Source organism: Stenotrophomonas sp. 10L48, assembly GCF_056395105.1.
Genome location: NZ_JBFTIX010000018.1, coordinates 68,341 through 82,591, shown reverse-complemented (window position 1 = coordinate 82,591; position 14,251 = coordinate 68,341). Strand labels below are relative to the sequence as shown.

Below are 14,251 nucleotides of genomic sequence, written 5' to 3'. Positions count from 1 at the left end.
GGCTCAGCGCCCGCGCTTGCCGAAGCGCACCGCGTCCAGCAGTACGAACACCAGCGGCCATAGGCCCATGCCCAGCAACGGTGCCCACCAGTACGACCACGGCAGGGTCGGCTCGCCCACCAGGATATGGACCAGCGCGCTGACGATGCGATCGTTGAACAGCAGGCCGCCGATGGCCAGCATCTGCTGCGACATCGGGAAGAAGCGGATGCGCGCGCGGAAGCGCTGCAGGATGAAGGCCAGCATCACCAAGCGCAGCGCCTGCTCGCCCAGCACCCCGCCATACAGCAGGTCGGCGACGACGCCGCTGGCGAAGGCGATGCCGAGGCCGACGCGCTCGGGTGCTTCGATGACCCAGTAGGCCAGCACCAGTGCGAGCCAATATGGACGCAGCGGCTGCAGCAGCGCGGGCAACGGCAGCAGGCCCAGCAGCAGGGCCACCACCAGGCTGGCCGGCAGCACCCATCGGTTGTCGCGAAGGCGGCTCATCGCTGCGCCTCCGGCTGCGGTTGGGTGGGCTGCGGTTGGGTGGGCTGCGGTTGAGTTTGCTGCGGTTGCCGGCCAGCGGCCGGCACTACCGGGGAGGGCTGCATCGTCGAAGGCGCGGGGGCCGACGAGTTCGTCGCAGAAGGGGACGGCTGCCGGCCAGCGGCCGGCACTACCGGGGTAGCCTGCGTTGCTGCAGGCGCGGGGCCGGTCGGCAGCGCTGTGGCATCGGCCGGGCCACCGGGAGCGGCCTGTTCCATCTGCAGGCGCAGGTTCGGCGGAATGCGGATCGCAGCGCCGGGGCGCAGCAGCAGCACGTCGCGACCGCGATCAAGCTGCGCGGCCGGTTTCAGTTCGCCCACCAGGAAGGCATGGGTATCGTCCGGGCGCAGCCCGGTGATGGTGCCGACCGGGAATCCGGCAGGGAAGCGGCCACCGAGACCGGACGTGACGATCTCATCGCCCACTTCCACGCCGGCGCTGAGCGGGATGTCGCGCAGTTCCAGCTTGTCGCCGCGGCCGTAGACGATCAGGCGCACGCCATTGCGGGCCACGGTCACCGGCACCGCGTGGTCGGGGTCGGTCAGCAACAGCACGGTGGAGCTGCCCGCGGTCACGCTGATCACCTGGCCCATCAGGCCGCCGGAATCGATCACCGCCTGGCCGACGTGCACGCCTTCGCGGCTGCCGGCGTCCAGCACCAGGCGCTGTTTGACCGGGTCCAGGTCGATGTCCAGGATCGGCGCCAGCTGCACGTCCAGGCCACTGCGCTCGGCCACGTTCAGCAGTTCGCGCAGCTGCGCGTTGTCCAGTGCGGCGGTCTGCAGGCGGGTCAGGCGGGCGTTGGCCAGCAGCAGCTGGTTGCGCAGCTCGCGGTTCTCGGTCACCAGCTGGCCGTGGCTGGCGGCGGTGTCGCGCACCTGGCCGCCGAGCTTGCCGGGCAGGCCGGCCAGGGCCCACACCGGCTGCACCAGGCTGTTGGCCTGCTCGCGCAGACGCGCCAGCCAGCCAGCCTGGTCGTCGAGGACGATCAAGGTGATTGCCAGTGCGAGATAGGCCAGCAGCCGCAGCGGGCTGGCGGCATCACCGGATCGGGAAGCGACGGGAGGTCCGGCGTAGGGCGGCACGGCAGCGATTCAACTGGCAGAAGGCGGAAGGGAAACACGCGGGCGCCCCGCCGGTGCCGACCCGCCGATGTGGCGGGCCGCACCCCGGAGGGGCGCTGCGGGCGCAGGCAGCCGGGACGGCTTATTCCGGCGCAAAGAACTCGTTGCCGTGCATGTCGACCAGTTCCAGCGCACGACCGCCACCGCGGGCCACGCAGGTCAGCGGGTCATCAGCCACCTGCACGTGCAGACCGGTTTCCTCGGAAATCAGGCGGTCCATGTCGCGCAGCAGGGCGCCACCACCGGTCAGCACGATGCCGCGCTCGGCGACGTCGGCGCACAGTTCCGGCGGGGTCTGTTCCAGTGCCAGCTTGACCGCGCTGACAATGCCGGACAGCGGCTCGTGCAGCGCTTCAAGCACTTCGTTGGAGCTGATCTTGATCATCTTCGGCACGCCCTCGGCGAGGTTGCGGCCGGAGATTTCCATCTCGATCGCTTCCGCCTGCGGGTAGGCACAGCCCAGTTCGACCTTGATGCGCTCGGCGGTGGCTTCACCGATCAGCATGCCGTGGTTGCGGCGCACGTAGTTGGTGATCGATTCGTCGAAGCGGTCGCCGCCGATACGCACCGAGGCGGAATAGACGATGCCGTTGAGCGAGATCACCGCCACTTCAGTGGTGCCGCCGCCGATATCGATGACCATCGAGCCACGGGCCTCGGTGACCGGCATGCCGGCACCGATCGCAGCCGCCATCGGCTCTTCGATCAGGAACACGTCACGGGCACCGGCCTCCTCGGCCGATTCCTTGATGGCGCGGCGCTCGACCTGGGTCGAGCCGGCCGGCACGCAGACCAGCACGCGCGGGCTCGGGCGCAGGAAGCGCGACTTGTGCACCTTCTTGATGAAGTGCTTGAGCATCGCTTCGGTGTAGGTGAAGTCGGCGATGACACCGTCCTTCATCGGGCGGATGGTGGTGATGTGGCCCGGGGTACGGCCAAGCATCTGCTTGGCCTCGGCGCCAACGGCTGCCACCGACCGGGTACCACCAATGGCGCGATCCTGGCGCACAGCGACCACGGACGGCTCGTTCAGCACGATTCCCTGCCCACGCACATAGATGAGGGTGTTGGCCGTGCCCAGGTCGATGGACAGGTCATTGGAGAACATGCCGCGCAGTTTCTTGAACATCTGGGAGTTGATCCTGAGGGGTGTCGCGCCCAACGCGGGATGGCGAAAAAATGGGCAGAAATCGAGGTCGACAAGCCTAGCAACCTGCCTGCCGCCGAGCAAGGAGAAAACTAGCTGAACCCGCGCCTTCACAGGCTTTCGGCCTGATCGGGCATCACCCGGTTCTGGCCCTGAGCGGCACCAGCGGGTAACCTTTGCGCCGTCGGGCGCCCAAGGGCGCCGTTTGCTTGCCTGCCTAAGTGGGCAGGCCCACCCCAAAATTCACCGCATAGGCTTACATCGATGTCCGCTCTGATCTGTGGTTCTCTTGCCTTCGACACCATCATGGTGTTCCCGGACCAGTTCAAGAATCACATCCTGCCGGACAAGGTGCACATCCTGAACGTGTCCTTCCTGGTGCCGCGCATGCGCCGCGAATTCGGCGGCTGCGCCGGCAACATCGCCTACAACCTGCACCTGCTCGGTGGCGATCCGATCCCGATGGGCACGGTGGGTTCGGACTTCGGCCCGTACCGCGAGCACTTCGATGCCCTGGGCATCGACCTCACCCGCGTGCGCGTGATCGATGAGCTGTTCACCCCGCAGGCGTTCATCACCACCGACCACGACAACAACCAGATCACCGCCTTCCACCCGGGCGCGATGATGCGTTCCTACGAAAACCACGTGCGCGACGTGCCGGGCGTCAGCCTGGGCCTGGTCGGCCCGGACGGCCGCGAAGGCATGATCCAGAACGCGCTGGAATTCCACGAAGACGGCGTGCCGTTCATCTTCGACCCGGGCCAGGCCATGCCGCTGTTCAACGGCCCGGAACTGCGCGAGTTCATCGAGCAGGCCGATTACGTGGTGGTCAACGACTATGAGTCGAACCTGCTGCAGGAACGCACCGGCTGGAACGAAAAAGAGATCGTCAGCCGGGTCAAGGCCTACATCACCACCCGCGGCCCGAAGGGCGCAGTGATCCACACCCCGGAAAAGAGCTACGACATCCCGCCGGCGCACGAGCGCCGCGTGGTCGATCCGACCGGCTGTGGCGACGCGTTCCGCGCCGGCCTGATCTACGGCATCCAGAAGGGCTTCGACTGGCTGACCATCGGCCGCATGGGCAACCTGATGGGCGCGCTGAAGGTCGAGCACCCGGGCACCCAGAACCAGCGCTTCACCTTCGATGAGTTCAACGAGCAGTTCAAGCAGCAGTTCGGTTACGCGTTGAACGCGTAAACGAACTGCCCGCGCATTTCTCCTTATCCCCGCGCCTTCGGCGCGCCCCCTTGAACAACAAGGGGGCTCTCCACCCGAGGCGCTATCGGGAATGCTTCTGGCGGGAATGCCTCTGGTAGGTGTCGACCTTGGTCGACACTGCCGGCCAACGGCCGGCACCGCATCGCCGCCCCGCCCTTCCGGCTCAGGGCCTGGCCTTCGGCAACCGGTACAGCTCTTTTTCGTAGGCCAGCGTGCCCCACATCGCGTAGGCATGTGCGCGCCGTGCCAGTTCCGGCCGCAGCGGCTGCGGCTGCAGCTGGTCGCTGGCCGGGTCGTAGCGGAAGCCCTGCGCTGGCTTGTCCGGCTGCAGGATGGCCACGTCGTTGCCCTCCATCCACGCCAGATTGCGGTCGTACTGCATCAGCGCGCGTCCGGGCTGCAGCCGCTGCAGGTCGGTCAGGTCCTGGCCAACGGTGGGGGTGGCATCGGCAATGCCCAGCAATGACAACAGCGTCGGCGGCAGATCGATCTGGCTGACGATGCGGGCATCGCGGCGCGCCTCGATGCCGCCGCCAAGGATCAACCCGGGAATATGGAAGTTGCCGATCGGCACCATGTTCCTGCCGAACACCCGCGAATCATGGTCGGCCACCACCAGGAACACGGTGTCCTGCCAGTACGGTGAGGCCATCGCCTTGCGGAAGAACTCGCCCAGCGCGTAGTCGGCGTACTTGGCGGCGTTGTCGCGGGTCTGCTTCGGTTGCTCGTACAGGTCGATTCGGCCGTCGGGGAACTCGAAGGGATCGTGGTTGCTGGAGGTGAACACCAGGCCGAAGAACGGCGTGCCCTGCGCTTTCAGCTGCCGGAACTGCTGGTCGGCGCGAGCGAACAGATCCTCGTCCGACGCGCCCCAGGAGCCGACGAAGGCCGGCTTGCGGTAATCCTTGCGGTCCACAATGCGGGTGAAGCCATTGGCGAGAAAGAACTCGCGCATGTTGTCGAAGTGGCTTTCACCGCCGTAGTAGAAGCCGGTGTCGTAGCCATGCCGCCCCAGCACATCGGCCAGGGTGAAAAAGCGCTGGCGGCTGGCGGGCAGCTTCACCACCGATTCGGCCGGGGTCGGCGGGAACCCGGTCAGGACCGCCTCGATGCCGCGCACCGAACGCGTGCCGGTGGCATACAGCCGCTCGAACGCCCAGCCCTGCCTGCTCAGGCGGTCGTAGCTGGGCGACAGCGGTCGTCCGCCGAGACTGCCGATGAACTGCGCGCCCAGGCTTTCTTCCAGCACGATCACCAGATTGCGCGGCTTGCCCTGGTACTGCGGCGGACGCAGCGCCAGGCTCGGCAACGCGTCGGAGACGTACGCCGATGCCGGCAGGCCGCTGCTGGCGCGCAGTTCGCTGACCACCTCGGCAAGCGGCAGGTCACCGTAGACGCGAGAGGTTTCGCTGCGGGTCGCCAGTTGCCGCGCGGCATAGCCGACGGTGTACAGCGAATTCAGCGGCAAGGCGTTGATGGTGGGGTCGGTGGAGAATGCCACCAGCGCCGGATTCAAGGGCCGATGACCCAGGCTGGAACGCACGCCCAGCGCCGCCAGCAGCAGCACCAGCAACGCCAATGGCAGCCGCCATAGCCATCCGGCTTCGACTGCGAGCGCCGGGCTGTTGCCGACCCAGCGCCGCGACCCGCGAAGCAATGCCCAGAACAGCACGATCACAGCGGCAACTTCGATCACCACGGCCAGCAGATGGCCGCGCAGCAGCGTCATCCCGACTTCTTCGGGATAGATCAGATACTCCAGGAACAGCCGATTGGGGCGCAGGCCGTACTCGGCCATGAAGCTCGGCGTGGCCAGTTCCATGAACACCAGCAGCACGCTCGCCAGGATCAGCCACCACCGCAACAGATGGCGCCACGCGCGGCCCACGCGTCCCTCCAGCGGCAACAGCAGCGCCAGCACCGCAGGGATGCCGTACAGCAGGCACAGGGTCGACACATCCACCCGCAGCCCCTGCAGCAACACCGTGGACCAGCCGTCGGCAGCACTCACCCGCGCGGCATGCCACAGCGACAGCCCCAGCCGGGACAACGACAGGGCGACCAGGCCAAACAGGAAGAAGGCGGCAATCGGACACAGACGCCGGTACAGCGACACCCACACAGCTCGGAGCATGAAAGGAATCCAGAAATGGAGCAAAGGACACCCATGCCCCATCCCTGGCAGCGGGCCACACCGGACAACGTGTTACCCGACACAACCACCAGCGCAGCGAAACTTCCCGCCGGCACCTTCAGCATCCACCTCAGCTTCAACCGACCGCGCACAATACACTGTGATGACAGTCGGCAGTTGACTGCAGGTGCGGCCCCTGGCTACCCGCCAGCGCGCGCGCAGAGCACCGCGCTAGCCTCCCCAGCGCTCCAGCACCGCCCCGCAATCGGCCAGGTGCCAACAGGCCATGCCCGGCCACGGGTTCTCCGGAGCATTGACCAGAAGCGTACGGCTGCCCGCCGCCCGGCCGCATTCCAGATCGAAGCGGTAATCGCCCACCATCACCACCTGCGCGGGCTCAACCTGCCAGCGCTGCTGGAAGTACTGCAGGCCGGCCGGTGAGGGTTTCGGCTCGGCCTCGTCGCGGCCGATGATGTCGTCTTCGGCAAAGACGTCGCCCAGCCCGATCGCCTGCAGGGTGACCTGGGCCAGGCTGCGCACGTTGCGGGTCAGAATGCCCAGCCGGCAGCCGGCGCCCTGCAGCGCGCGTACCAGCGCCACCGCTCCCGTTGCCGGCTGGGAAGCAGCGGCCAGCGCACGCTCGTGCGCCAGCAGCCAGGCGTGCTTGGCGCTGGCCTCTGCGGCCGGCAACCCGGCCAAGTGGGTGAGTATGTCATCCTCCTGCGGAATCGCCAGTTCGCGCTTGATCCGCGCGAAATCATGCACCGCCACGGTCAGCGTGCCATCCATGTCGAACACCCAGTGGCGGATCGCCGACAGCGACGACGCAGCCGCCGGTGCCTGCACGGTCAACGCCACCACGCCGGCATGCGGCTGGCATCCACGCCACCGGTCTCGAACACGGCCGTGCGCGTGCCACCGGCCTTGACCGGGAACTCGATGCTGATCGACTTGCCCTTGGCTGCCAGCTTCCACAACGCCTTCTGGTCGGTGATGAACATGGCGATCGCCTCGTCGGTCTTCGGCCGCCAGGCCGCCATGGAGACCGGCTTGCCGCCGTCCACCGTGACCTTCACCGTGCACTGCGGGCAACGGAAATCGCCGGCCTGCAGCACCAGGTAGGCATGACGCTTCCATTCGGGGTGGTCGCGGAACACCAGCTGCACCGGCTTGGCGCCGCTGCCATCCACATCCACCCGCTCCTTGCTGAAGATCTGCGCCGACACCTGGTTGCCCTTGCTGCCAACCGGAATCTGGTTGTACTGCCACAGCGCCTGCATGCGGCGCAGGTCGCGCGCGGCATCGCCCTTGGCCTTGACCTCGTCGAAGCCGGCGGCGATGCGCTCGGCGGCGGCGGTGTCCTTGTACTGGTCCAGCAGCGAGGCGCCATGCAGGCGCGCACGCTCCCAGTCCTGCGCGGCCACGGCCATGTCGTACTGCTTGGCCACGTCTTCGGCCTTGGCCTCCTTCTGCGCCTGCACGGCGGCCGCGGCGGCTTCCTGCGCCTTGCGCTCTTCCTCGGGGTTACTGCAGGCGGCCAGGGCCAGGGTGCAGGCGGTGAGCAGGATCAGTCGTTTCATGGCGGAGTCCTTTACGGGTGCATCCCGATTCTATCGGCAGCGAAAAGCGGATACAGCAACGGCGGGTTTCCCCGCCGTTGCTGGTAAAGCAGTATCGGGTTGCCGGCCAGCGGCCGGCACTACCGTTTACTTGGCTTCAGCCTTGGCCAGCATGTCCTGCACCGAGGCGGTGGTGATCGGGTGGTAGCCCGGCTTGGCCTTCTCGAAGGCCTGCTTGGCCAGCTCCAGACCCTTCGGGGTCTTCACCAGTTCGGCGTAGATCGGCAGGATCAGCTTGCGACGGCCGACACGCTCGATGAACGCAGCGGCCGCTTCATTGGCCTGCTCGTAGCCGCTGCGGATGGTCAGCGGGTACCAGCGCATGGCGATCTCGCCATTGGGGGTGCCAGTGAAGTGGAACGCCTTGTCCAGCGTGGCCAGCTTGTCCAACGGCTGGGTGGCACCCAGGCCGTCGATGAAACGGACCCACTCCTGGGTGCTCCACTCGGCGATCACCTGGCTGCTCGGCACGGTGCCGGCGCTGGCGAAGGCGATGCGCGCGGTATCGACGCTGCTGAAATTGCGCGACTGCGCCTTGGCTGCGAACGCCGGAATGCCCGGCTCGTCCAGCCACGCCTTCAGTTCGGCCTCGGTCACCGCCGACGGATTCTTCGGCAGCAGGTTCTTCTTCAGGTACTCGACGAACTGGTCGGTGTTGGCGCTCTGGAAGGCGTGGTCATCGAACCAGCCGCGCAGGAACGGGTCGAAGGTTTCGCGGCCGAAGCGCTGTTCCAGGAATTCCAGGAACCAAGAACCCTTGACGTAAGCCACTTGGCTCAGGGCTTCGTCCGGGTCACGTTCGTTCAGCGGCGGCAGCGCCAACGCCTGGTCGGCCGGACTCATGTCCTTCACTTCGGCCAGCAGATCGGTCTGGTCGATCTGCTTTTCCATCTCGGCCATCTCCTTGCCGTACAGGGCTTCGGTGATGCGGCCCTGGACGTAGGTGGTGAAGCCTTCGTTGAGCCAGATGTCCTTCCAGCTTGCATTGGTCACCAGGTTGCCCGACCAGCTGTGTGCCAGTTCATGGGCGACCAGCGATACCAGCGACTTGTCGCCGACGATCACGGTCGGCGTGGCGAAGGTCAGGCGCGGGTTTTCCATGCCGCCGAACGGGAACGACGGCGGCAGCACCAGCATGTCGTAGCGGCCCCAGCGGTATTCGCCGTACAGCTTTTCGGCGGCACCGATCATCTTCTCGGTGTCTTCGAATTCCTTGGCGGCCTTGTTGACCATGGTCGGCTCGGCCCAGACGCCGGAGCGGCCGGAGATCGGCTCGAACACCAGGTCGCCGGCGGCGATGGCCAGCAGGTAGGACGGAATCGGCTGCGGCATCTTGAAGGTGTAGTCACCGTCACGCGCGGCCTTGGGATCGTTGTCGGCGCTCATCAGCACCATCACGTCCGGGCGCGAGACCACGTGCGCGCTGTAGGTGAAGCGCACGCTCGGGGTGTCCTGCAGCGGTACCCAGGAACGGGCGTGGATCGCCTGCGACTGGCTGAACATGAAGGGCAGCTTCTTGCCCTCGGTCATCGACGGCGCCAGCCACTGCAGGCCCGAAGCGGTCGGTGCTGTGTGGTAGGTCACTTCGACCTTGGCCGGCTGTTGCGGGGTTTCGATGGTCAGCTTGCTGCCGAACACCTTGTCGGCCGGGGCCAGCACGAACTGCAGCGAGCTGCGCGCGCCGTCAGCGGCGATCGCTTCGACCTTGGCGATGCTCAGCTCGCGGGTGTCCAGCACCAGCTGCTTGGCGTCCTTCTGCTTCCATTCCAGGGTGTAGGTGGCGGTGCCGCCGATCTGCTTCTGGTCGAAGTCCAGCTTCAGGTCCAGCGCGATGTCCTTGACGACGACCTTGTCCGGCTCGGCGTACGAGCTTTCATCGTGGCTGCGGTTTTCGGCGTTCACGGGGGCGGCGGGAGCCTTCTGGGCAGTCGGAGCGGCGGCGGGTGCGGCCGCCTCCTGGGAGCAGCCGGCGGCCAGGGCCACGGCCAGCGGAAGGAGCATCAGCGGATTGCGCATGAATCGGGACCGTTACGGGGAACAAACCCCAATGGTACCTCTCCCCCGACCGGGAAGCGTTGCGCGGTGCGGGGTAATGGCCGGCCCCGCGATGGCCCGGTAGGTGCCAACCTTGGTTGGCACGGATCCATCATCGCTCGCGCCACGTGCCGAACTTGCTGCTTCTGGCAGGTGCCAACCTTGGTTGGCACGGACCTGTCAGCGCTCGCGGACGGGCGTGTGCCAACCAAGGTTGGCACCTACCAGGACCGTGCCTGGACGTTGCGTGGTAGCGCCGGGCCATGCCCGGCGACCGTCAAGGCTTACAGCTTGTAGCCGGAGTGGATCGAGACGATGCCGCCGGTCAGGTTCTTGTAGTGGCAGCGCTCGAAGCCGGCCTGCCCCATCATCGCCTTCAGCTCTTCCTGCGGCGGATGCTTGCGGATGCTCTCGGCCAGGTACTGGTAGCTGTCCGAATCGTTGGCGAACAGCTTGCCCAGCTTCGGCAGGATCTTGAACGAGTGGAAGTCGTAGATCGGCTTGAACCAGTCGGCGGTGACTTCGGAGAACTCCAGCACGCGGGCCTGGCCGCCCACCTTCAGCACGCGGAACATCTCGCGCAGGCCAGCGTCCTTGTCGGTCACGTTGCGCAGACCAAAGGCGATGGTCACCAGGTCGAAGCTGTTGTCCGGGAACGGCAGGGCCTCGGCGTTGCACTGCACGTAGTCCAGGCCCAGCACCAGGCCGCGGTTGGTCAGGCGGTCACGGCCGACCGACAGCATGCCGGCGTTGATGTCGCCCAGCACCACCGAGCCCTCGGCACCGACGCGCTCCTTCAGCAGCGCGGCGATATCGCCGGTGCCACCGGCCAGGTCGAGCACGCGGTCACCCGGCTTCACCTGCGCGGTGGCGACGTAGTAGCGCTTCCATGCCCGGTGCACGCCCATGCTCATCAGGTCGTTCATCAGGTCGTAGTTGCGCGCGACCGACGTGAACACCTGGCCGACCAGCTTCTGCTTGTCCTTGGCGTCAACGTCGCGGAACCCGAAATGGGTGGTACCGGATTTGTAGGGGGATTCGCTCATGCCCCCGATTATCGCACCGCCGGGCCCCTGCGGGGAACGCTGGCCGTATCATGGCGCCCCACGACCTACCGGAGCCCCGCATGATCACCACGCCCGACTACCAGGCCCTGCTGCAGACCGCCATTGCCGAAGCCCGCCAGGGGCTGGCCGAAGGCGGCGTGCCGATCGGCGCGGCGCTGTACCACAACGACGGCCGCCTGCTCGGCTGCGGCCACAACCGCCGCGTGCAGGAAGGTGACCCGTCCGTGCATGGCGAAACCGATGCCTTCCGCAAGGCCGGCCGCCAGCGCCGCTACCAGGACACCATCATGGTCACGACCCTGGCCCCCTGCTGGTACTGCTCGGGCCTGGTGCGGCAGTTCAACATCGGCACGGTGGTGGTCGGCGAATCGCGCACTTTCCAGGGCGGCATCGACTGGCTGCGGGAAAACGGCGTCAACGTGATCGACCTGGACAGCCAGGAATGCGTGGACCTGCTTGGCGGTTTCATTGCGCAACATCCGGAAATCTGGAACGAAGACATCGGCGAATGAGCATCCGCCACGGCTGATGAGCCCGCCTTGATGAACGCTTCAGTGCCGGCACAGCCTTGTGCCGGCAGCGTCTGCACGCTTCAACGTGAACTGCTGCGCAGTCAGCTGCGTGCGGTCAACACGCGCCACTAACATCCTGCTGCGCAGCGACGTCTAGGGTGGAATGCAACCGGGCCCCCGCCCCGGATTGGAGCCGACCATGCAAGCGCATGCCGTACGTCCTCGCAGTGACCCGGCCCTCGCCGCGATCTGGAGCCGACTGCAGCAGCAATACGCACTGCACCAGCGCAGTGCCCCTTTCTGGAGCGCCTACCAGGACATGCAGCAGGATCTGCTGCACGACCATCCCCGCGACTTGGTGCGCCTGTGCAATGCGATGGCCGCCATGGCCGAACGCCTGGGTGCGGTTGAACACGCACAGCTGCTGCGCCATCGCCACGCTGGCTGCACATCACGCTGACGCGGCATGCACCGCCGCCCGGGCCACACTGTAATGGGCCCCCACTCCCTTCACCTCCAACCGATTGGATCGTCATGCACGCTGAAGTTCCCGCCATTCCCCCTGTCATCAATGTCGATGCGGAGCTGGATTACTGGCGCCGCCAGCACGCCGATGGCGCACTCGCGCACACCTCGTTCGGCACCTATGTCCCGTGGATCAAGTTCGCCTGTGATTCGCTGATCACCCAGCCACGCGCCAGCAACGCCCAGCGCGATGAGCTGTTCCAGACCCAGTACGCCCTGCAGATCATGCCGCGCCTGAGTGAAGCGCAGGCCCGCGAATTCGTCGAACGCTGCTGGCAGCACGTCTACCTGGCCAGCCCGGTGCGCAGCCAGGAAGCACCGCGCCTGCGCGCCTGAGTCCACGCCTGCTGCACGGCACCTGCACGGCCATGTGCCGATGATCGTCGCCATTCCCGTGGAACGATGACGATGAGCGCAAGGAACCTGTTCAATACGATCGCCAAGAAGGCCGCGGCCGCCACCGGCTCGCCGTGGACCTTCCTGGCCGCAGTATCGATCGTCGTGCTGTGGGGCATCAGCGGCCCCATATTCAAGTTCAACGACACCTGGCAGCTGGTGATCAACACCGGCACCACCATCATCACCTTCCTGATGGTGTTCCTGATCCAGCACACGCAGAACTCGGACACCGCGGCGATGCAGATCAAGCTGGACGAGCTGATCCGCGCCACCGCCGAGGCCAACAACGAGCTGCTGGACCTGGAAGAGCTGGACGAAGAGCGCCTGGAAGAGATCCGCGCCGAGTACGAAAGGATGGCGCGCGAAGCCGGCGACGCATTGACGCGGGTACGCGCCTGCCGCACCGAGCGGCGCGACGACGAAGCGGTGTAGCCCTGCTCATTGACCGGTAGCGCCGGCCGCTGGCCGGCAACTGCACGATCCCTGTTGATCCCGCGCGCTGCCGGCCAGCGGCCGGCACTACCGGTCTGCGCGCTTACCCGCGCTCGTGCCAGCCGCCGCCCAGCACCTTGTACAGCGTGATGCGGTTGGCCTGCTGCGCAAGCTGCGTCTGCAGCTGGCTCTGCTGCGCGTTGTAGGCGGTACGACGTGCATCCAGCAGGGTGACGAAGCTGTCCAGGCCCGCGTCATAGCGCGCCTGCGACAGGCGGTTGGCCTGCTCGGCCGCTTCCACCAGGCGCTGCTGCGAGGCCGCCTGTTCATCCAGGCTGACATTCAATGCCAGCGCATCGGCGGTTTCGCGGAAACCACTCTGGATCGACTTTTCGTACTGCGCGAGTGCGATATCACGATCGGCGTTGGCCACGGCCAGGTTCGCGCGCAGCTTGCCGCCCTGGAAGATCGGCAAGGTGATCTTCGGCAGGAAGCTCCACACCCGCGTACCGCTGTCGAACAGGCCGGACAATTCACCCGAACCACTGCCGATGCTGCCGGTCAGCGAGATGCTGGGGAAGAAGGCAGCGCGTGCGGCACCGATGTTGGCATTGGCCGCCAACAGCTGATGCTCCGCCGCCATGATGTCCGGGCGCTGCAGCAGCACGTCGCTGGGCAGGCCAGCCGGCGGTGGTGCCAACGCAAGCACCTGCGGCGCGATGCTGTCCGGCAGCAGCGCCGGATCCAGCTGGCCACCGGCCAGCAGCGCCAGCGCGTTGCGGTCCTGGGCCAGCTGCCCACGCAGGCGTGCGGCATCGGTACGCGCAGTCTCGACCAGGGTGCGGGTCTGGGTCAGTTCCAACCCCGAACTGCCACCGCGTTCATGGCGTGCTTCGGCCAGGCGCAGCGAATCCTCATAGGTCTTCACCGTGGCTTCGGCGATTTTCAACTGTTGCGCGTCGGCACCGTAGGTCAACCACGCGGTGGCGGTCTCGGCCACCAGGCTCAGCTGCGCGTTGCGGCGGTTGGCGGCTACAGCGAAGTACTGCTGCAGCGCGGCTTCGCTCAGGTTGCGCACGCGGCCGAACAGGTCCAGTTCGAACTCGGCCACGCCGACGCCCGCGCTGAACTGCTCGGTGACCGGCACGTCGCCACCGCGGCGGTCCATCTGCCCGGTCACGGCCACGCCCGGCACCCGGTCTGCGCGCTGCACGCGATACTGGCCACGCGCCTTTTCGACGTTGAGCACGGCCACGCGCAGGTCGCGGTTGTTGTCCAGCGCCTGGCCGATCACCTGCTGCAGGCGCTCGTCGGTGAAGAAGTCACGCCAGCCGACCGCGGCCGCATCGGCCACTTCGCCCTGCGCGGCTTCGGCCGGCCACTGCGACGGAATGGCCGGGGCCACTGCGGTGTTCTTCGGCGCCAGGGTGCCGCAGCCGGCAAGCGCCAGTGCCGCAGCGATGGAGAGGAACAGAGATGCACTTTTCATTGGAATGACTTCCATCG

General features: G+C 66.7%; 14 protein-coding genes. 5 read left to right on the top strand and 9 right to left on the bottom strand.

Going from position 1 to position 14,251, the window contains the following annotated elements; genetic code table 11:
- Positions 1-3: 3 nt before the first annotated feature.
- The 3 genes from mreD to AC1DCU_RS20165 all read right to left on the bottom strand — a co-directional run bounded on the left by mreD (position 4) and on the right by AC1DCU_RS20165 (position 2,781).
- The gene (gene mreD / locus AC1DCU_RS20175; RefSeq protein WP_025877251.1) at positions 4-489 is read right to left on the bottom strand and encodes a rod shape-determining protein MreD; all 486 of its coding nucleotides are present in this window, start codon (positions 487-489) and stop codon (positions 4-6) included.
- The gene (gene mreC / locus AC1DCU_RS20170; protein ID WP_442252015.1) at positions 486-1,613 is read right to left on the bottom strand and encodes a rod shape-determining protein MreC; all 1,128 of its coding nucleotides are present in this window, start codon (positions 1,611-1,613) and stop codon (positions 486-488) included. Before mreC ends, mreD begins: the two co-directional genes overlap by 4 nt.
- A 121-nt stretch (positions 1,614-1,734) precedes the next feature.
- On the bottom strand, positions 1,735-2,781 hold the full coding sequence (locus AC1DCU_RS20165) for a rod shape-determining protein (RefSeq protein WP_025877255.1): 1,047 nt from the start codon (positions 2,779-2,781) through the stop codon (positions 1,735-1,737).
- 282 nt (positions 2,782-3,063) lie between these two features.
- Here AC1DCU_RS20165 and AC1DCU_RS20160 point away from each other — a divergent pair, with 282 nt between their 5' ends.
- Entirely contained in the window at positions 3,064-4,002 is a 939-nt protein-coding gene (locus tag AC1DCU_RS20160; RefSeq protein WP_059065157.1) for a carbohydrate kinase family protein, read from the top strand.
- A gap of 184 nt (positions 4,003-4,186) precedes the next feature.
- Here the strand turns inward: AC1DCU_RS20160 and AC1DCU_RS20155 are convergent, their stop codons facing one another.
- The 5 genes from AC1DCU_RS20155 to ubiE all read right to left on the bottom strand — a co-directional run bounded on the left by AC1DCU_RS20155 (position 4,187) and on the right by ubiE (position 10,856).
- Positions 4,187-6,157, bottom strand: a complete 1,971-nt coding sequence (locus tag AC1DCU_RS20155) for an LTA synthase family protein (RefSeq protein WP_442252016.1) — start codon at positions 6,155-6,157, stop codon at positions 4,187-4,189.
- A 231-nt stretch (positions 6,158-6,388) separates the two neighbouring features.
- Positions 6,389-7,018: an HAD family hydrolase gene (locus AC1DCU_RS20150; RefSeq protein WP_345774644.1), complete on the bottom strand. Its 630-nt coding sequence runs from the start codon at positions 7,016-7,018 to the stop codon at positions 6,389-6,391.
- Entirely contained in the window at positions 7,006-7,737 is a 732-nt protein-coding gene (locus AC1DCU_RS20145; protein WP_032976539.1) for a lipoprotein, read from the bottom strand. Before AC1DCU_RS20145 ends, AC1DCU_RS20150 begins: the two co-directional genes overlap by 13 nt.
- 126 nt (positions 7,738-7,863) lie before the next feature.
- Positions 7,864-9,792, bottom strand: coding sequence for a M1 family metallopeptidase (locus AC1DCU_RS20140; protein WP_442252017.1), 1,929 nt, complete (start codon positions 9,790-9,792; stop codon positions 7,864-7,866).
- 302 nt (positions 9,793-10,094) lie between these two features.
- Entirely contained in the window at positions 10,095-10,856 is a 762-nt protein-coding gene (ubiE, locus tag AC1DCU_RS20135) for a bifunctional demethylmenaquinone methyltransferase/2-methoxy-6-polyprenyl-1,4-benzoquinol methylase UbiE (RefSeq protein WP_025877269.1), read from the bottom strand.
- A gap of 80 nt (positions 10,857-10,936) precedes the next feature.
- On the opposite strand from ubiE, the gene AC1DCU_RS20130 reads away from it, so the two are divergent.
- From AC1DCU_RS20130 to AC1DCU_RS20115, 4 genes are all read left to right on the top strand, one after another.
- A complete protein-coding gene (locus AC1DCU_RS20130; RefSeq protein WP_005411083.1) occupies positions 10,937-11,389 on the top strand; it encodes a nucleoside deaminase in 453 nt (150 codons plus the stop codon).
- Positions 11,390-11,588: 199 nt separating this feature from the next.
- Positions 11,589-11,849, top strand: coding sequence for a hypothetical protein (locus tag AC1DCU_RS20125; RefSeq protein WP_025877271.1), 261 nt, complete (start codon positions 11,589-11,591; stop codon positions 11,847-11,849).
- A gap of 74 nt (positions 11,850-11,923) precedes the next feature.
- On the top strand, positions 11,924-12,250 hold the full coding sequence (locus tag AC1DCU_RS20120; protein WP_025877273.1) for a hypothetical protein: 327 nt from the start codon (positions 11,924-11,926) through the stop codon (positions 12,248-12,250).
- Between the two features lie 72 nt (positions 12,251-12,322).
- Entirely contained in the window at positions 12,323-12,745 is a 423-nt protein-coding gene (locus AC1DCU_RS20115) for a low affinity iron permease family protein (RefSeq protein WP_025877275.1), read from the top strand.
- 103 nt (positions 12,746-12,848) lie between these two features.
- On the opposite strand, the gene smeF is transcribed toward AC1DCU_RS20115, so the two are convergent.
- The gene (gene smeF, locus AC1DCU_RS20110; RefSeq protein WP_117311417.1) at positions 12,849-14,249 is read right to left on the bottom strand and encodes a multidrug efflux RND transporter outer membrane subunit SmeF; all 1,401 of its coding nucleotides are present in this window, start codon (positions 14,247-14,249) and stop codon (positions 12,849-12,851) included.
- Positions 14,250-14,251: the final 2 nt, after the last annotated feature.